This window comes from Naasia lichenicola, from assembly GCF_004801885.1.
Lineage (GTDB): Bacteria > Actinomycetota > Actinomycetes > Actinomycetales > Microbacteriaceae > Naasia > Naasia lichenicola.
On record NZ_SSSM01000002.1, the window covers coordinates 90922 to 107566 of the forward strand.

General features: G+C 69.5%; 17 protein-coding genes. 8 read left to right on the plus strand and 9 right to left on the minus strand.

Features of this window, described 5'->3' with window-relative positions:
• Positions 1 to 55: 55 nt before the first annotated feature.
• Positions 56 to 1309, minus strand: a complete 1254-nt coding sequence (locus E6C64_RS04665) for an MFS transporter (RefSeq protein ID WP_136426481.1) — start codon at positions 1307 to 1309, stop codon at positions 56 to 58.
• A gap of 122 nt (positions 1310 to 1431) precedes the next feature.
• Here E6C64_RS04665 and E6C64_RS04670 point away from each other — a divergent pair, with 122 nt between their 5' ends.
• The 5 genes from E6C64_RS04670 (at position 1432) to E6C64_RS04690 (ending at position 5181) form a co-directional block, all read left to right on the plus strand.
• A complete protein-coding gene (locus E6C64_RS04670) occupies positions 1432 to 2313 on the plus strand; it encodes a LysR family transcriptional regulator (protein WP_136426482.1) in 882 nt (293 codons plus the stop codon).
• Between the two features lie 98 nt (positions 2314 to 2411).
• Complete coding sequence (locus E6C64_RS04675) at positions 2412 to 2792, plus strand: GntR family transcriptional regulator (RefSeq protein WP_136426483.1); 381 nt, start codon at positions 2412 to 2414, stop codon at positions 2790 to 2792.
• Positions 2789 to 3676: an ABC transporter ATP-binding protein gene (locus E6C64_RS04680; RefSeq protein WP_136426484.1), complete on the plus strand. Its 888-nt coding sequence runs from the start codon at positions 2789 to 2791 to the stop codon at positions 3674 to 3676. The genes E6C64_RS04675 and E6C64_RS04680 overlap by 4 nt, the downstream gene beginning before the upstream one ends.
• Positions 3673 to 4446: an ABC transporter permease gene (locus tag E6C64_RS04685; RefSeq protein ID WP_136426485.1), complete on the plus strand. Its 774-nt coding sequence runs from the start codon at positions 3673 to 3675 to the stop codon at positions 4444 to 4446. Before E6C64_RS04680 ends, E6C64_RS04685 begins: the two co-directional genes overlap by 4 nt.
• 144 nt (positions 4447 to 4590) lie before the next feature.
• Positions 4591 to 5181: a DnaJ family domain-containing protein gene (locus E6C64_RS04690; RefSeq protein WP_136426486.1), complete on the plus strand. Its 591-nt coding sequence runs from the start codon at positions 4591 to 4593 to the stop codon at positions 5179 to 5181.
• Between the two features lie 55 nt (positions 5182 to 5236).
• On the opposite strand, the gene E6C64_RS04695 is transcribed toward E6C64_RS04690, so the two are convergent.
• The 4 genes from E6C64_RS04695 to E6C64_RS04710 all read right to left on the minus strand — a co-directional run bounded on the left by E6C64_RS04695 (position 5237) and on the right by E6C64_RS04710 (position 8760).
• On the minus strand, positions 5237 to 6286 hold the full coding sequence (locus E6C64_RS04695) for an FUSC family protein (protein ID WP_136426487.1): 1050 nt from the start codon (positions 6284 to 6286) through the stop codon (positions 5237 to 5239).
• Positions 6287 to 6391: 105 nt separating this feature from the next.
• On the minus strand, positions 6392 to 7048 hold the full coding sequence (locus tag E6C64_RS04700) for an FMN reductase (RefSeq protein ID WP_438941838.1): 657 nt from the start codon (positions 7046 to 7048) through the stop codon (positions 6392 to 6394).
• Entirely contained in the window at positions 7045 to 8205 is a 1161-nt protein-coding gene (locus tag E6C64_RS04705) for an LLM class flavin-dependent oxidoreductase (protein WP_438941839.1), read from the minus strand. Before E6C64_RS04705 ends, E6C64_RS04700 begins: the two co-directional genes overlap by 4 nt.
• A gap of 117 nt (positions 8206 to 8322) precedes the next feature.
• Positions 8323 to 8760 carry a hypothetical protein gene (locus tag E6C64_RS04710; RefSeq protein WP_136426489.1) on the minus strand — a complete coding sequence of 146 codons (438 nt, stop codon included), beginning with the start codon at positions 8758 to 8760 and terminating at the stop codon, positions 8323 to 8325.
• 376 nt (positions 8761 to 9136) lie between these two features.
• Here E6C64_RS04710 and E6C64_RS04715 point away from each other — a divergent pair, with 376 nt between their 5' ends.
• Together E6C64_RS04715 and E6C64_RS04720 are read left to right on the plus strand one after the other, a co-directional pair.
• Positions 9137 to 11272, plus strand: coding sequence for a bifunctional metallophosphatase/5'-nucleotidase (locus tag E6C64_RS04715; protein WP_136426490.1), 2136 nt, complete (start codon positions 9137 to 9139; stop codon positions 11270 to 11272).
• A 57-nt stretch (positions 11273 to 11329) separates the two neighbouring features.
• On the plus strand, positions 11330 to 12064 hold the full coding sequence (locus E6C64_RS04720) for an alpha/beta hydrolase (protein WP_136426491.1): 735 nt from the start codon (positions 11330 to 11332) through the stop codon (positions 12062 to 12064).
• Between the two features lie 30 nt (positions 12065 to 12094).
• Here the strand turns inward: E6C64_RS04720 and E6C64_RS04725 are convergent, their stop codons facing one another.
• Positions 12095 to 12493, minus strand: a complete 399-nt coding sequence (locus E6C64_RS04725; RefSeq protein ID WP_136426492.1) for a nuclear transport factor 2 family protein — start codon at positions 12491 to 12493, stop codon at positions 12095 to 12097.
• A 166-nt stretch (positions 12494 to 12659) separates the two neighbouring features.
• Between E6C64_RS04725 and E6C64_RS04730 the strand changes: the two genes are divergently transcribed.
• Positions 12660 to 13076, plus strand: a complete 417-nt coding sequence (locus E6C64_RS04730) for an LbetaH domain-containing protein (protein WP_136426493.1) — start codon at positions 12660 to 12662, stop codon at positions 13074 to 13076.
• Between the two features lie 162 nt (positions 13077 to 13238).
• Here E6C64_RS04730 and E6C64_RS04735 read toward each other — a convergent pair whose 3' ends face one another.
• The 3 genes from E6C64_RS04735 to E6C64_RS04745 are packed head-to-tail and all read right to left on the minus strand — an operon-like array spanning position 13239 to position 16623.
• Positions 13239 to 15038 carry an FAD-binding oxidoreductase gene (locus E6C64_RS04735; protein WP_332908216.1) on the minus strand — a complete coding sequence of 600 codons (1800 nt, stop codon included), beginning with the start codon at positions 15036 to 15038 and terminating at the stop codon, positions 13239 to 13241.
• Complete coding sequence (locus tag E6C64_RS04740; RefSeq protein WP_233255471.1) at positions 15035 to 15847, minus strand: lysophospholipid acyltransferase family protein; 813 nt, start codon at positions 15845 to 15847, stop codon at positions 15035 to 15037. Before E6C64_RS04740 ends, E6C64_RS04735 begins: the two co-directional genes overlap by 4 nt.
• The gene (locus E6C64_RS04745; protein WP_136426494.1) at positions 15844 to 16623 is read right to left on the minus strand and encodes an SDR family NAD(P)-dependent oxidoreductase; all 780 of its coding nucleotides are present in this window, start codon (positions 16621 to 16623) and stop codon (positions 15844 to 15846) included. The genes E6C64_RS04740 and E6C64_RS04745 overlap by 4 nt, the downstream gene beginning before the upstream one ends.
• Positions 16624 to 16645: the final 22 nt, after the last annotated feature.

Consider the following 16645-nt stretch of genomic DNA (forward strand, 5'->3'; position numbering starts at 1 on the left):
GGCGCCCATCGGATCAGGTGGAGCCGAGCTGATCGGCACCGTGGGGCCGAGCCGATCAGGCGGCGAGCCTGCGGATCATCCGGATGCCCGAGACGAGGACGAGGGCGCCGACGAGCACGACGAAGCCGATCAGCGTGACGACGGGGCTCAGCGCCGAGAGAGCGAGGCCCACCGCGAAGACGGGGACGGCCAGCCCGACGTAGGCGATGAGGAACAGGGCGGCGAGCACTCCCCCGCGCTCGGGCCCGGCGACGAGGGATGCCGCGACTCCGAGAGAAGCGCGGAAGAGCAGTCCGACTCCCGCGCCGGCGACGATCCCTGAGATCACGAAGAGCGCGAGAGACGGGATGAGCACCGAGACGCCGAGCGCCGCGAGCCCCGCGATCATCGAGGCGACCGCGATCGACAGCTGGCGCCGCAGCGTCAGCCGGGCCAGGACGACCTGGGTGATCGCGGCGCTGGCGAAGACCGCGAACGGCACCAGGCCCGCCGCGATGCGGGAGGTGACTCCGAACTGGCCGGCCAGCAGGCTCGGCGCGAGGGCGGTGAACAGCCCGAAGATGGCGAACGCGGCGAAGACTCCGGCGCCCGCCGCGGAGAACTCGGCCCTGCCCTCGGCAGGGAGGACGAGCCGCTGAGGACGGTATGCCGGTCGCTGGGCCGCGCGGATGACGGTCTCGGGGACGAGCGCGATGCCGACCACCGCGAGCGCGAGGACCACGAGGAACACGAGGTAGGGCGTCGTCAGCGGCGCGGGCGCGAAGGTCGCCAGCAGCCCGCCGATGAGTGGCCCGAGCGCCAGCCCGCCGATATTCGCCACCGTGGACACGGCGGCGCTCGTCCCCGGGCCGCTGCCCGGTCGAGCCGCGGCGCGGAGCTCGGAGAGGTGAGCCGTCGCCGTCGCGGTGAGCGCTCCGACGCCGATGCCGCTGATGAAGCGGGCGACGAGCAGACCGGGCACATCCGGCCAGACCAGGAAGACGACCGCGGAGAGCAGTTCGAGCGCTACGGCCACGAGGATCATCGGCCGGCGCCCCGCCCAGTCGCTGATGTGCCCGACGAGATACAGGCTCGCGGCCACGCCGACCGCGTAGGCGCCGAAGATCACGGTGACGATCCAGGTCGGGAAGCCGTCGCGCGCCTGATACAGCGCGTAGAGCGGAGTGGGGATCGTCGAGAAGGCCATCACCGCGAGGAAGGCGACCGCGATCACCCAGAAGCCGCGTGCGTGCGCTCGGCTCCCGGGAGGAGCGACGGTGGTGGCAGCTGGCTGCCCGGTGACGGTGCGGGCGGGCGAGTCGGTGGACATGAGCTGCTCCTCGAGAGTGCGGTGGGCGCTCCCCTTCGAGCTCTCTCAGTGTCGCGCGGTCCATTGATCACGTCCAACGAATTGTCTTGCACGCAGTGATCGCGTTCGCCGATGATTGTCGGATGGACATCCGCAGCATAGAGACCTTCGTCGCCGTCGCGGAGGAGCTGCACTTCGGCGCCGCCGCTGCACGCCTGCACGTCGTCCAATCGACCGTCTCCGCCTCGATCCGCGGACTGGAACGCGAGCTCGGCGCATCGCTCTTCGCCCGCTCCACCCGATCCGTCGCACTGACGGAGGCCGGAGCGTCGGCACTGCCGGTGGGGCGGGAGCTGCTGGCGGCCGCAGACCGCATGCACGAGGCCGTGGATGAGACGTCGTCGGGCCTGCGCGGCAGCATCCGATTCGGCACCTTCGCGGCGCTCGTGATCCTCGACCTGCCCGAGATCCTCGCGGGCTTCCGACGGGAGGCGCCGCATGTCGATGTGCGGCTGTCCACCTCGCCGAGCGGCTCGACCGGTCTCGCAGAGGACCTTCGCGCCGGCCGGCTGGATATCGCGCTCGTGGCGCTTCCGCCGGAGCAGCTGAGCGGCCTCGAGACGGTCACCGCCTCCGAGCACCGGTTCGTCGCGATCCTGCCGGTGGGCCATCGACTCGCCGCGCGCCGAGCAGTGTCCCTGCGCGACCTCGCCGCAGAGCCGTTCGTCGACACCGTGCGCGGATTCGGCAACCGCGTCCTGCTCGACGCCGCCTTCGCGGCTCGACGAATCAGCCGCACCGTCGCCATCGAGGTCGCCGATCTCGCGGCGATCGGCGGCTTCGTCGCGGCGGGGTTCGGTGTCGCGGTCACTCCCGAGGGCCTCGCACCCATCCATCCCGCGACGGTCTCCCTCCCCCTGGAGGGCGAGCCGTTGACGTGGAGGATCTCGGTCGCGACTCGCACGCGACCGAGCGCCGCCACCCGCCGCCTCTTCGCCCGCTTCGAGGAGCGCGCCGGCATCTGATCAGCCGCAGGCCGGCGACCTCCGGACCGCTGTTGACTTCCGGCGGCGCACCTGGTTGGTTAGTTACATGAGTAACGAACCAACCAGGTGGCGGCCGCATCGTGGATGAGTCGCGACCGATCTTCCTGCAGATCGCAGAGCTGATCGAGAACGACATCATCGCCGGCGGTCTCGCGGAAGAGGAGCAGGTCCCGTCGACCAACGAGTTCGCCGCATTCCATCGCATCAACCCCGCCACGGCCGGCAAGGGGGTCAATCTCCTCGTCGACGACGGCGTCCTCTACAAGAAGCGCGGCATCGGCATGTTCGTCGCCAGCGGCGCGCGGGAGCGTCTGCTCCATAAGCGCCGCGACGAGTTCCGGACGGAATTCGTGCAGCCACTCATCAGCGAGGCAGCCAAGCTCGGCCTCTCGCGCAGCCAGCTCATCGCCATGATCCGTGACGACGAGAACAGCATTCGAAAGGACGACAGAGCATGACCGCAGCAGTCGAGGTCTCCGGCCTCACCAAGCGCTTCGGCAGCACGACTGCCGTGAACGAGGCCACCTTCACCGTCGAGGAGAACACCATCCACGGCCTGCTCGGCCGCAACGGAGCCGGCAAGACGACGCTCATGCAGCTCATCACCGGCCAGGACTTCGCGACCTCCGGCAGCATCCGGATCTTCGGCGAGCACCCCGTCGAGAACAGCGGCGTCCTGCGCCGCGTCTGCTTCATCAAGGAGAGCCAGAAGTACCCGGACGACTTCAAGCCGAAGCACGTCTTCGAGAGCGCACCGTGGTTCTTCGAGAACTGGGACGCCGAGCTGGCCGCCCGGCTGATCGAGGACTTCAGACTCCCCGTGAACCGGAGGATCAAGAAGCTCTCCCGCGGCCAGACCTCCGCGGTCGGAGTGATCGTCGGACTCGCGTCCCGCGCACCGCTGACGTTCTTCGACGAGCCGTACCTCGGCCTCGACGCGGTCGCCCGGCAGATCTTCTACGACCGCCTGCTCGAGGACTACGCGGAGCACCCGCGCACGATCATCCTCTCCACGCACCTGATCGACGAGGTGAGCAGCCTGCTCGAGCACGTGATCGTCATCGACGACGGCCGGATCATCATCGACCAGGATTCCGACAGCCTGCGCGGATCGGCCACGACGGTCGTCGGCACCGGCACCGCCGTCGAGTCATTCATCGCAGGGCACGAGGTGCTCCACCTCGACCGGATCGGCGGCCTCGCCTCCGCCACCATCGGCCAGCTGACGCCCGCTGAGCGCGCGGCAGCCACCACGGCAGGACTGGAACTCACACCGGTGTCCCTGCAGCAGCTGATTGTCCGCCGCACCGGACTCGCCACAGAACTGGAGAAGAGCGCATGACCACCACCACCGTGACCGAGCTCGCCCGACCGTCCCGCCCGACGAGCCGGATCGGCTCCGTCGTGCGGCTGCACCTCGTCAACAAGGCGAGCATCATCGGCACACCGCTGATCATCCTCGGCTTCATCCTGCTGGTGAACGTCGCGATCTGGGCGATCATCGCCGCCTCCGTGACCGACGCCTCCGACCTCGCCGATGCGCAGGAGGGGCTGCAGTGGAGCGGCGCCTCGTTCTATCTGTTCATCTACATGATGGTGCTCGGCATCTTGGGAGTCTCCGCGACCTTCCCGCTCGCGCTCGGCTTCAGCGTCACTCGTCGCGACTTCTACCTGGGAACAGCAGCGACCTGGGTGCTCCTGTCGGTGTTCTTCGGGGCCGTCTTCACCCTGTTGGCCGTGGTGGAGACCGCCACGGGGGGCTGGGGGCTGGGCGGTCGGATGTTCACCGCCGTCTACTTCGGAGACGGCGTCTGGTACCAGCGCTTCCTGCTCTTCACCGCGGCCTTCCTGTTCTTCTTCTTCTTCGGCACCGTGATCGCCGCGATCTACTCCCGCTGGAGGGTCACGGGAACGCTCGTCTTCTTCGGGATCCTGACGGTGCTGCTCGTCGCGCTCGCATTCCTCGCGACGGTGACGCGCAGCTGGCCCGAGGTCGGGAACTGGTTCGTCGTGAACGGAGCCCCGGGACTGGTGGCCTGGAGTCTCGTGCCGACGGTCATCTCTGCGGTCGCCGGCTACGCGGTGCTCCGCCGGGCCACCCCCCGGGGCTGAACCGCACGCGGGCGCAGTGGCCCGCGCATTCCCGCAGCTCCGCCCGGGCGACGGCGTCGTCTGCCGCCCGGGCGGAGCTGCCGTGTTCGGCTTTCAGGATCACGTGCCTACCCTGGAATCGGTCGCACGGAAGGAGCGAGCACCATGGCCGACGATCCGCGCCTCGACGTGGCGCGCTACCAGCTGGACAAGGCGGCTCGGGAGCGCGGCGAATCCGTTCCCGACGAGCCGCGCGGCGAACGCCCGGCGGCGAGCATGCAGCAGCGGGCCGCGATCGCGGAGACGGCTCTCCAGCAGGCGTTCCGCCGCGGCGAGTTCGACAACCTGCCGGGCGCGGGCAAGCCGCTGCCCAACCTGCACGAGGTGCACGACCCCGACTGGTGGATTCGCAAGAAGATCGAGCGCGAGAACCTCACCGGCCTCGGCCCTCCCGCGCTGACCCTCCGAACCGAGAGCGCTCAGCTGCGCGGCCGCATCGACGCGCTGCACCTCGAATCGGACGTCCGGGCCGTGCTCGACGACTTCAACCGTCGCGTCAAGGAGGCCCGCCGCCAGCTGCTGGGCGGCCCTCCCGTGGTCACTCCCCTCCGCGATGTCGGCGCCGAGCTCGACGCCTGGCGGGAGCGTCGGGAGGCCGCCCGCGCCGAGGAGACCGCGCGCCGACAGGCCGAGGCGGAAGCCGAAGCCGCACTCACCCGACGCGAGCGCCGACGCCTTCGCCGGTCCCGGCCGTAGGCGCAGCGCGCGGCAGTCCGCGCCGACCGCGGGCGGCCCTCCCGCGCCGCCGCGGCTACCGCGCTCGGCGGACCACGTAGGCGTGCTCGACGAGGATGACCACCAGCGCGATCGTGGCGCCGATGACGGTGTCGACGATCCGCTCCCCCACGACCGCCCCGACGTCGCTGGGGTCGCTCTGCGTGGCCACCAGCAGCGCGAGCGGTGTGATGAAGATGAGGGCGAGTCCGTAGTTTCGGGCGATGACGAGCTCGATGACGGTCTGCAGGACGAAGATGATGATCAGCAGCGTGAGCGCGCTGAGCGGCAGGAGAGCGAGCAGGGCGAAGATGCCGAGGCCGAGGAGGGTGCCGACGAGTCGCTGACCGGCCCGGATCGCCGACATCCGTCGCCGCACGCTGGTCTGCAGGACGGTCACCACCGTGAGCACGATCCAGTACGCGCGGTCCTCGCCGAGCAGCAGGCCGACGATGGCGGCCACGAGGACGGCCACCGCCACGCGGACGACGATGACGAGCGCCTCGCCGCGAAGGCTGAAGCTGAGGCGGGCGTTGCGACCGGGCGCGAGCCCGGTCCGCTCCCGGACCGAGGGGAGAGCCAGCGGCAGCATGACGATCGCGTAGGCGAGAACGAGTCCGACCGCGAGCGGTCCCAGGACCGACGCGAAGTCGATCGAGCCCTCGGCTTCCAGCTCCTGCACCCCCAGCGTCGAGAACGCGCCGGCGAGCAGCACGAAGAACAGCGCACCGGGCGGTCCGACTCCCCAGCCGACGGTGAGGATCGTGGCTCCGACAGCGAGGACGGACACGGTGACCACGGCTCCGGCGGCCCCCGCCTGCGCGCCGAGCAGCGCGAGGGCGACCGCCGCGAAGAGGCCGGCGCCGAGGATCGGGAGCAGGCGCGCCCGTCGCGTCCTGCTGAGACCACCGAGGTAGAGAGCGAGGAATCCGCCGTTGGACGCGGCGAGCGCGAGCTCGGGTCGCCCGATCACGACGAAGACGAGCCCCGGCAGCAGCACGGCGACGCCGCCCTGGATGGCGTGCCCCCAGCGGGTGGGGATGGGCCGGATGGCGACGAAGTCCCTCAGCCAGCTGCGCAACTCCACCCTTCGAGGGTACGGGGCGGCCGAGCAGGCCTCACGCGGCCCGGGGAGCCGAGCGCGGTCGGCGGACCTGCCGCGCTCGGTTCGCGGGACCGCGAGAGGGATGCGTCACTGGGCCTGGAAGCCGCCGACGCCAGCGCCGTCCGATACCGGGATGGCGAACGGATCCACGAGGCGCCCGGCGCGATCGGAGCGCTCCACGAATGCCGCGAACTCGGCGCCCGCGCGATCGATCCGCTCGGGCAGCGGCTTCACATCGTCGGGGTTGCTCCCCCAGTCCTCCGAGGCCGCGTAGACCCCGGTCGGTGCGACGAGCGCGTGCAGGTAGGTGAACAGGGGCCGCATCGCGTAGTCGAGCACGAGCGAGTGCCGCGGCGAGCCCCCGGTCGCGCCGATCAGGACGGGCATCTCCACCAACGAGCTCGGATCGAGGATGTCCATGAACGACTTGAACAGTCCGCTGTAGCTCGTGGTGAACGTCGGCGTCACCGCGATCAGCGCGTCGGCGCCCGTCACCTGCTCTATGACGGTGCTGAGCGACGGGCTCGGGAACCCGGTCAGCAGGTTGTTCGTGACGTCCTTGGCGATCTCGCGCAGCTCGACGGTCACGATCTCCACCTCGAAGCCCCGTTCCACCAGGTGGCGCTCGGTGGCCTGAACCAGCCGATCGGCCAGCAGACGGGTGGACGACGGCTGGCTGAGACCGGCGGAGACCACGGCGACGGTGCGCTTCGTGCGCATTGGAGTCGATGCGGCCATGGTCATGCCTCCTGCGCGACGGGCGCCGCGGTCCGAGTCGCACCGGCGAGCTCCGCATCCTGGGCGGCATCGCGAGCGGCGACGAGGGCGGCGTGGGTGGGTCCGTTCGGGATGTGCGCGGGTCGGTTCTTCGCGAACTCCTTGCGCAGCACGGGCACGACCTCCTCGCCCAGCAGGTCGAGCTGCTCGAGGACCGTCTTCAGCGGCAGGCCGGCGTGGTCCATCAGGAACAGCTGGCGCTGGTAGTCGCCGAAGTGCTCGCGCATCCCGGCGTAGCGGTCGATGACCTCCTGCGGGCTGCCGACGGTGAGCGGTGTCTGCTCGGTGAACTCCTCGAGCGACGGGCCGTGTCCGTAGACGGGCGCGTTGTCGAAGTAGGGGCGGAAGGTCTTCACGGCGTCCTGGCTGTTCTTGGCCATGAAGGCCTGCCCGCCGAGCCCGACGATGGCCTGGTCGGCGGAGCCGTGGCCGTAGTGCTCGAAGCGCTGGCGGTAGTAGCCGATGAGGCGCATGTAGTGCTCCTTCGGCCAGAAGATGTTGTTCGCGAAGAAGCCGTCGCCGTAGAACGCGGCCTGCTCGGCGATCTCGGGGCTGCGGATCGATCCGTGCCAGACGAACGGAGGCACGCCGTCGAGCGGGCGCGGGGTCGAGGTGAAGCCCTGCAACGGGGTGCGGAACTTGCCGCTCCAGTCGACGACGTCCTCGCGGAGCAGCCGGTGCAGCAGCGCGTAGTGCTCGATGGCCAGAGGGATGCCCTGACGGATGTCCTGGCCGAACCACGGGTAGACGGGGCCGGTGTTGCCGCGGCCGAGGGTCATGTCCACGCGCCCGTCGGCGACGTGCTGGAGCATCGCGTAGTCCTCGGCGATCTTCACCGGGTCGTTCGTGGTGATCAGCGTCGTCGCGGTGGACAGGATGAGCCTCTCGGTCTTGGCCGCGATGTAGCCGAGCATGGTCGTCGGCGACGAGGGCACGAAGGGCGGGTTGTGGTGCTCGCCGAGCGCGAAGACATCGAGCCCGACCTCCTCCGCCTTCTGGGCGATGGCGAGGATGGCCTTGATGCGATCCCGCTCGCTGGGGGTCTCGCCGTTGGTGGGATCCGTGGTGACGTCGCCCACCGTGAAGATGCCGAACTGGACCGCCGGAGCGGACTCAGAATTCAATGCGTTTGCATACATATCCGAGAGAACAGGGAAGAGGCCCCAGGCATTCCCGGGACCCGCCGACGTGCATCTCGGGCGTGTCGAGAGGCATATGCCGCGAGCCTCAGCCTGGAGGGCTCAGCGGGTGGAACCCACCAGGAGGTCGACCCGATAGCCGTGTCGGGTGGAGACGATCCGGACGGGGATGCGGGGCTTGCGCCCGGCCTCTTCCAGACGGTTCAGCGCTTCGGTCACCGCGCTCTCGAAGCCGCGCGGCACCATGCCGACTACTCCGCTGATGCGTGCATCGGCGAACAGGCGCACCTCCATGGGCGCGTCGGTGCGCTCCTCCTCCAGCGTGCGCCGCCCGCCGGCGGTCTGCAGATCGGCGTTGCCCGCGAGCCGCGCTATCTCGTCCTGGCGAGGATCGCTGCCCGCCAGCCGGATGCTGACCTTCGCGTTCTTGGGCCGGAGGTCGAACGCGTAGTCGTTGAGGTCGGCCTTGCCGGAGTCGCTCTTCGAGAACCGCATCCCGTCGGGAACGTCGGCTGCTGCGCCGCGCTGGAACCACGCCATAGCGCCAACCTAATCGGGCGGCACCCATCCGGCGATCCCCGGCCGTTGCCGGCGGGAGAGCCGTGTGTTGCCGCAAGGTAAAAGCTCGATGAACCGGGTTCCGCATCGGGGGCTCCTGTGACAGGTTGGACTCGGCGCACCCAGCGCCGCACCCGACACCGCGACCCGAACGCGTGCTGTGCTCCCCGCACTCGTCGAGACCTGCTCCGCACCCCGGATCACCTGCCGGCAGGCGCAGTCCCGACACCCTCCGCCCCCGGTCGCGCCCATCCCGGAGGCCCCCTTGCGCGCGAGCGACGCCACTCCCCCGTCCGCCATCCCGTCCCGATCAGCCCGCCGGCGTTCCCGGCGGGGATCCTTCCATCGGGCCGTCGCCATGACCGGTGTCGCCCTGCTCGCGGGGGCCGGACTCGCGCTCTCCGGCGCGGTCGCCGCGAACGCGGCACCGGTCACCATCGACATCGTGACCATCAACGACTTCCACGGTCGCCTCGAGGCCGACGGCAGCGTCGCGGGCGCCGCGGTGCTCGCCGGCGCCGTCGACTCCGTCCGCGCCGCCAACCCGAACACCGTCATGGTGTCCGCCGGCGACAACATCGGCGCGTCGACGTTCACGTCCTTCATCCAGGAGGACGAGCCCACCATCGACGTGCTCAACACGATGGGCCTCGACGCGAGCGCCGCCGGCAACCACGAGTTCGACCGCGGCTACGACGACCTGGTGAATCGGGTCCTGCCGCTCGCCGACTTCCCGATCCTGTCCGCGAACGTCCGGCACGACGACGGCAGCGCCGCCCTCGACGAGTACTGGATCGCCGAGGTCGCGGGCGTGCGGATCGGATTCATCGGCGCGACGACCGAGGAGCTGCCCTCCCTGGTCAGCCCCGCGGGCATCGAGGGTCTGCAGGTCGAGAGCATCGTCGACAACGTGAACCGCGTGGCCGGAGAGCTGTCGGACGGCGACGAATCCAACGGCGAAGCCGATGTGGTCGTCACCGTCATGCACGAGGGCGCGCCGGCCAGCGGTCCGACGACGGACATCCCGGCGGACTCGGTGTTCGGCACCATCGTGAGCGGGCTCGACTCCGATGTCGACGCCATCGTCTCGGGACACACGCATCAGCAGTACGCGGGAGTCGTGCCGTTCGACCCCTACCAGCGCCCGGTGATCCAGGCCGGCCAGTACAGCGAGGCGTTCGGGCTGCTGACCCTGTCGATCGACGCCGACACCAAGCAGATCGCGAGCTTCACGCCCGAGGTGCTGCCGCTGACGGCGGAGGACGCGGATGGCGAGTCGTACCCGCTCTACGACGCTGACCCCGAGGTGCAAGCCATCGTCGACGATGCTGTGGCGGAGGCCGAGGTGTCGGGCAGCGTGCCGCTCGGCGAGATCACGGCCGACTTCAACCGGGCGGTCGGCACGGACGGGGCGACCGAGAACCGGGGCGGCGAGTCGACGCTCGGCAACTTCGTCGCCGACGTGCAGCTCTGGGCGACGACGGACGTCGGCGCGCAGATCGCCTTCATGAACCCCGGCGGGATCCGGCAGGACCTCGTCTACGCCGCCAACCCCGACGTCTCGGGCGACGGCGAAGGTGTCGTGACCTATCGGGAGGCGGCCGATGTGCAGCCGTTCGCCAACACCCTCGTGACCATGCAGCTCACCGGAGCGCAGATCCGCCAGGTGCTGGAGGAGCAGTGGCAGCCCGCCGGCGCGAGCCGTCCGTTCCTCAAGCTCGGCCTCTCGGAGGGGCTGTCGTACACCTACGATCCGGCCGCTCCTGCGGGATCGCACATCGGCACGATCTCCTACCAGGGCTCACCCCTCGCGGATGATGCCTCGCTGACGGCAGTGCTCAACTCGTTCCTGGCCTCCGGCGGCGACAACTTCCTCGGCTTCACGGCCGGCACCGGCGTCGCCGACTCGGGTCGGATCGATCTGCAGTCGATGGTCGACTGGTTCCAGGAGTTCGGCACCGCCACGCCGGATGACGCCCAGCGTTCGGTCGGCGTGCAGCTGAGCGCCCCCGCGAACGGCGGCTACCTGCCGGGCAGCACGGTCGGCGTCTCGCTCTCCTCGCTGCTGTTCAGCACCGACGAGCCGAAGCCGACCACGGTGGAGATCCGTCTGGGCGATGCGCTGGTCGGCACCGGAAGCATCGATCCGACGATCGTCGACGGCACGGATGAGGCCGGACGGGCATCGGTGGATGTGACCCTGCCGGCAGGCATCGCCGTCGGCGCGCAGTCGCTCACCGTCACGACGCCGGGTACCGCGACCTCGATCGACGTGCCGATCACGGTCGTCGCCGCATCGACGGCGGGCGGTTCGGGAACGGGCACCTCGCCCGGGACCGTCGGTTCGGGCAGCACCGGTTCCGGGGGCGTCGGATCAGGTCAGGAGCTCGCCGCGACGGGCGCCGAGACGGGTCCGATGGTCGCCGTGGCGATCCTGGCTCTGCTGGTCGGCGCCGGCATGATCGTCGTCGCACGACGGATCAGGGTCGGCTGAGGGCGACTTCTTCGCGATTCTCAGGGGCATCCGGCGTCCTGCGCATAGGGTCGACGGATGCCCCCGACGACGGACGAGGACGCCCCCCAGGATCGTCAGCGCCTGAGTCCGTGGGGGCTTCTGCGAAACTGGGTCGCCTGGGGGCTGGACTACGCCTACGTCGGCTACTGGATGACCCGGTCCTTCGTCGGACACGCCGATCCACAGCAGTACCTCGCGCATCCCGGCCCGAAGGCCCCTGTGGTCATCCTTCCGGGCGTCTACGAGCGCTGGCAGTTCCTTCGACCCCTCGCCGATCACCTCGAGGGCAACGGCCATCCCGTGCACATGGTGCCCGAGCTCCGTTGGAACACCGCATCCGTCTCGGACAGCGCGCGGATCGTCAACGGGATGATCGAAGAGCGCGACCTGCATGGCGTGATCATCGTGGCGCACAGCAAGGGCGGCCTGATCGGCAAGGCCGCGATGCTGCAGGATCCACGGGGTCGGATCGACCGGATGATCGCCATCTCGACGCCGTTCTCCGGCTCGATCTACGCCCGCTTCCTCGTCGGGGCGACGCTGCGCGCCTTCTCGCCGAACAACGCGACCCTCCGCTCGCTCGGCGCCCAGCTCGACGCGAACAGCAGGATCACCTCCATCTGGGGCGCCTTCGATCCGCACATCCCCGGGGGGAGCGCACTGAGCGGGGCGACGAACATCCGGTTGAGGTCATCGGGGCACTTCCGACCACTCGGCACTCAGGAGCTGCGCGACGCGGTCGACCGAGCACTCGCGGACCTGCCCGGCTGATCGCCGGTTCAGGGCCGGCTCAGCGCCGGCTCAGACGGCGCCCGCAACGGCGGCAGCCTGCTCGACTTCGGGCTCCTTCGCGTAGTACTCGGTGAACATGGTCGCCCGGCCACCATCGTCGAGGCGGATCAGCCAGAGGTTCCGATACGCCGTGCCGAGCCGGCCGTACACCGTCCGGCCCTCCACGACTCCGAGATCGCCCTCGATGGCGATCACCTCGCTGTCGAAGGTCCACGTGCCGGGCTCATCCCTGTGGTCGAGCCAGCTGGCGATGATCGCGTCGATGTCGACCTCCGGCTCGCTGAACGGCTCGAACCGGTACTCGGCTCCCGGAGCGAACAGCGCTCGGATGTCCTCTGGCTCGTTGCTCGTCCAGGCCTTCTCGTACCCGGCGACCCATGCGCGCACGTCGTCCTTGGTGATCGTCATCGCGGTCTCCTCTCCTTCGCCCCGGCGCGGAGCGTCGTTCTCCAGATTCTGCCCAAATCCGGGACTCATATGGGCAGTTTCTGGATAACGAGCAGGACATCATCGTCCCGCGCCACGCCGAGTCCATGCGGGAACATCTGAGTCCATTCCATGGTTGTAGCTAGCGATGAGCAGAGTATTCGAGGAGATCGAGGACGGCCGCGGCGGTGTCACCAAGTACCGCAAGCACCCCAACGGGCGCGGATTCGTCGAGGTGAGTGCGAGCGTTGACGCTTCGGCGTTCATCGCTCCGACAAGTTATGTGGAGGCAGGAGCAGAGATCGGGCGTTCGGTGCGCATCGGTCCCGGCTGCTGGATCGGCCGCAATGCGCTGGTCGGCGCGACCGCCCAACTGGGCGCGAGCGTTCGGATCGGCGAGGGTGCGGTGATCGGCGCCGGATCGAAGGTCGGAAGCTACGCGCGTGTCGGCGACAACGCCCGCGTGACCGGCGGCGCACGGGTGCCGGCCGACAGCACGGTGGCGGACAACGCGGTCATCGCGTCGAAGTCGTCCCGCGGCGAGGGCTGGGCGTCGGCCGCCTGATCGGCAGAGGTACATCAGCAGCACGACAGAGCAGAGGGCCTCATCCGCATCGCGGAGGGGGCCCTTTCCTCATTCTCCGGAAAGGTCCAGGAGCGGATCCATGTGCACGAAACCGGCCCCATGTGCTCGCAATTACGAGCACATGGGGCCGGAACGTACACATCAGGGGAGGATCTTGTTCGGGTTGAAGTTGCCGCCCGCGTCGGCGCTCGCGAAGAGACCGCGCATGACTGCGACGCCCTCGGGCGAGATGTCGTCCTCCAACCAGGGCGAGTGCTCGAGGCCCACGCCGTGGTGGTGCGAGATCGTCCCGCCCGCCTTCACGAAGGCGCCCTGGATGGCCGACTTCACGATGTCGTACTCGCCCAGCGGATCCTCGTCGCCCATCACGAAGGCGAAGGTGAAGTAGAGGCACGCCCCCGAGTGGTACGAGTGCGACATGTGGCACATGATCCAGCCGGTGCGGTCGAGCTTCGCGTAGGCGCCGTTCGCCGCGGCGATCGTCGCGTCGTAGACGCCCTGCAGCTTCGACCACGGAGCAGCTGTCTCGGAGACGTCGCCCGCCGCACCCATGTCGAGCAGGAAGTCGCGCAGATACGGGGTGTCGAACTTCTTCTGGTCGTAGAGCACGCCCGGTCCGGTGCCGACGCCGATGCCGCCGTGCTTCTTGACGATCTTGCCGACCATCGACTTCTGCCGCGCGACATGCGACGGGCTGCCCTCGTACCCGATGAAGGACAGGCAGAGCTGGTCGAGGTCCCAGCCGCGGCGCTTGAGGAAGCCGAAGAGGGCGTTCTGCACGTGCTTCGAGACGCCCTTGGACTCCTTGCTGGTCGCGAGCGAGAAGCCGCTCTCGCGAGCATCGGAGATGCGCGTGACCGACGGGGCGGCGTCGCTCTCGGAGATCGCGCGCATCGCGGCGAGGCCGGCCTTCCAGTTCGGGAAGAAGTAGGCGTAGATCGTCCGCTCGGCGGGAATGCGGTGCACCTGGACGGTGACCTCGGTGATGATGCCGAGGCGCCCCTCGCTGCCGAGGATCATCTCTCGCACGCTCGGGCCGGTGGATGCGCTGGGGATGCCGCGGATCTCGAGCAGTCCGCCGGGACGCACGACGTGCATGCCCTTGGCGATGTCGGAGATGTCCCCGTACTTGTCCGACTGCATGCCCGACGACCGGGTGGCGACCCAGCCGCCCACAGTCGAGTGGGTGAACGAGTCGGGGAAGTGCCCGATCGTCCAGCCCTTCGCCTTGAGCTGGTCCTCGAGGTCGGGACCGAGGGCACCGGCCTGGATGCGGGCCAGACCCGACTCGTCGTCGATCGAGAGGACCTTGTTCATCCGGCCCAGATCCACCGAGACGATCGTCCGCGTCTCGGTCGGGTCGGGCTCGAGGCTGCCGGCGATGTTGCTGCCGCCGCCGAACGGAATCACGACCGCGTCCTCGGCGATCACGGCATCGACGATCCGCTGCACCTCGGCCTCGTCGGCCGGGTAGACCACGACGTCGGGGGTGCGCTCGATCACGCCGGAGCGCACGCGCACGAGGTCGCGCAGGCTCTTGCCGAACGTGTGCACGACGCGCTCGATGCGCTCGGTCGAGACGTAGCGCTCTCCGACGATCCCGGCGAGCGCGGTGAGGAAGGAGGCCTGCGCGTTGCTGTCGGGCATCTGCACGTTCTCGAACGCCGGCTTCTCCGCTCGCTCGGCCGTGTGCAGGTCGAGGCCGACCGCCTTGAGCACGAAGGGCGCGAAGCCCGGCTTGTCCTCGTGGTGGAAGCCGACGCCCTCGATGCCCCAGCCCCACCACTTCATGTGCTTGACGCCGGTGTCCGCCGGCTCGATGGACGCATCGACGGATGCTCCTGCTGCGACGGCGCTGTGGGGCGATGACGCGTGCTCGGTCGTGGGTGCGCCGGCCTCCGCTTCCTCAGCGGAAGGTGCTGCCTGGTCGAGGTTCGTCATCTCTGTCCTTGTCCTGACTCGGCGGATCCGGCCGAATCCCCTGATGGGCGATCCGCCTGGCCGTGCGTGGGCCCCTGCGCGAGGATCCGCGCGCTGTGCTCGTCGGTGAGGCGGGCGACCTCCGCCCGCACCCGGGTGATATAGGCCGTGGGGGCCTCCCCCGGTTCGGCGTGCATGGGCTCGCCGAACACGACTCCGACCGGAAGTCGTCCCGGCCCCGGCCACTTGGATCCTCGTGGATGGGCGATGCTCGCGCCGATGATCGCGACGGGCACGCAGGGCACCTCGGCGCCGGCGGCGAGCGCCGCCGCTCCTGGCTTGAAGGTGCCGAGGCTGCCGTCGCGCGATCGGGTGCCCTCGGGGAAGACGATCAGCGGGATGCCCCGACGCAGCAGCGACTTGGCGCTGACGCCGCGCGGGCCGACTCCGGAGCGATCCACGGCGAAGGCGTTGAAGAACAGGGCGGTGAGGCCACGACGCCAACGGACGTCGAAGAAGTAGTCGGCCGCCGCGCCGGCGGCCAGGTAGCGGGCCAGGCGCCGAGGCAGGGCGCCGAAGATGAGGGGAGCGTCGAGGTGGCTGGTGTGGTTCGCGACGACGACGAATGCGCCCTTCAGGTCCGTGAGCTCCGTCTTGCCGAGCACGGTCACCTTGGTGACGGTCCAGACGACGGGCTTGAGGATCATCCGCTGGGCGACGAACCGGGCCGCTGCGATGACGGGAGAGGTGAACCTGTCTCTCTCAGCTGCCGCCATCGGCTGTCCGTCCTCTTCGCCGATGCGCGGTGGGCGCGCGGAACCGGCTGTCATTGGTTCAGGCTATCGCGGCGGCTGGAGGAAATGGCGCGCGAGACGCTCCTCACGAGCTTCCTCGGCAGGTGGCGCAGCAGCCAGGTGAGCACCTGGAAGCGGATGGTCGGGATGGACAGCACCCGGCCGCGGTCGACATCGCGAAGGCAGGCATCGACGAGTGGTTCGGAGTCGAGCCACAGCGCGGATGGGATGCTGGACGACTTGATCCGGGCCCGGCCGTGGAACTCGGTCCGGACCCAGCCCGGGAGCAGGGCCGTGACGGTGATCCCGGTGCCCTTCAGCTCGTTGGACAGGCTCTCCGAGTAGGAGGTCACCCAGGCCTTGATCGACGAGTACGCGCCCATCGTGATGTATCCGGCAACGCTCGAGACGTTGATGATCGTCCCGAAGCCGCGCGGCTTCATCGCTCGGGCGGCGGCTCCGGCGAGCACCAGCACGGAGCGCACCATCACCTCGTAGGCGCGATCCCAGGTCTCGAGCTCGTCGGAGACGAGCGACCAGTGCACCCCGAACCCCGCGTTGTTGACCAGCACGTCGATCGGCCGGTCGGGGTCGGAGAGCCGGTCGACGACGAGCTGGACGTCCGCTCGATCGGCGAGGTCGGCACGGAGCACCTCCACGCTGCGCACCTCGGTGCGCAGGCCCGCGGCGATCTCCTCGAGTCGATCGGCGTCTCGGGCGACCAGGACGAGGTGGTGACCGCGTGCGGCGAGCGCCCGAGCGAAGGCCAGCCCGATCCCGGACGTGCCGCCTGTGACGAGCGCTGTTCTCATACGGCCTACGATACGAAAGCGA

Excerpts from the sequence above, each read along its gene's own strand:
- E6C64_RS04665 (WP_136426481.1), bottom strand. The coding sequence starts at position 1,309 with ATGTCCACCGACTCGCCCGCCCGCACCGTCACCGGGCAGCCAGCTGCC.
- E6C64_RS04670 (WP_136426482.1), top strand. The coding sequence starts at position 1,432 with ATGGACATCCGCAGCATAGAGACCTTCGTCGCCGTCGCGGAGGAGCTG.
- E6C64_RS04680 (WP_136426484.1), top strand. The coding sequence starts at position 2,789 with ATGACCGCAGCAGTCGAGGTCTCCGGCCTCACCAAGCGCTTCGGCAGC.
- E6C64_RS04685 (WP_136426485.1), top strand. The coding sequence starts at position 3,673 with ATGACCACCACCACCGTGACCGAGCTCGCCCGACCGTCCCGCCCGACG.
- E6C64_RS04690 (WP_136426486.1), top strand. The coding sequence starts at position 4,591 with ATGGCCGACGATCCGCGCCTCGACGTGGCGCGCTACCAGCTGGACAAG.
- E6C64_RS04700 (WP_438941838.1), bottom strand. The coding sequence starts at position 7,048 with ATGACCATGGCCGCATCGACTCCAATGCGCACGAAGCGCACCGTCGCC.
- E6C64_RS04710 (WP_136426489.1), bottom strand. The coding sequence starts at position 8,760 with ATGGCGTGGTTCCAGCGCGGCGCAGCAGCCGACGTTCCCGACGGGATG.
- E6C64_RS04715 (WP_136426490.1), top strand. The coding sequence starts at position 9,137 with ATGACCGGTGTCGCCCTGCTCGCGGGGGCCGGACTCGCGCTCTCCGGC.
- E6C64_RS04720 (WP_136426491.1), top strand. The coding sequence starts at position 11,330 with ATGCCCCCGACGACGGACGAGGACGCCCCCCAGGATCGTCAGCGCCTG.
- E6C64_RS04725 (WP_136426492.1), bottom strand. The coding sequence starts at position 12,493 with ATGACGATCACCAAGGACGACGTGCGCGCATGGGTCGCCGGGTACGAG.
- E6C64_RS04730 (WP_136426493.1), top strand. The coding sequence starts at position 12,660 with ATGAGCAGAGTATTCGAGGAGATCGAGGACGGCCGCGGCGGTGTCACC.
- E6C64_RS04735 (WP_332908216.1), bottom strand. The coding sequence starts at position 15,038 with ATGACGAACCTCGACCAGGCAGCACCTTCCGCTGAGGAAGCGGAGGCC.
- E6C64_RS04740 (WP_233255471.1), bottom strand. The coding sequence starts at position 15,847 with ATGACAGCCGGTTCCGCGCGCCCACCGCGCATCGGCGAAGAGGACGGA.
- E6C64_RS04745 (WP_136426494.1), bottom strand. The coding sequence starts at position 16,623 with ATGAGAACAGCGCTCGTCACAGGCGGCACGTCCGGGATCGGGCTGGCC.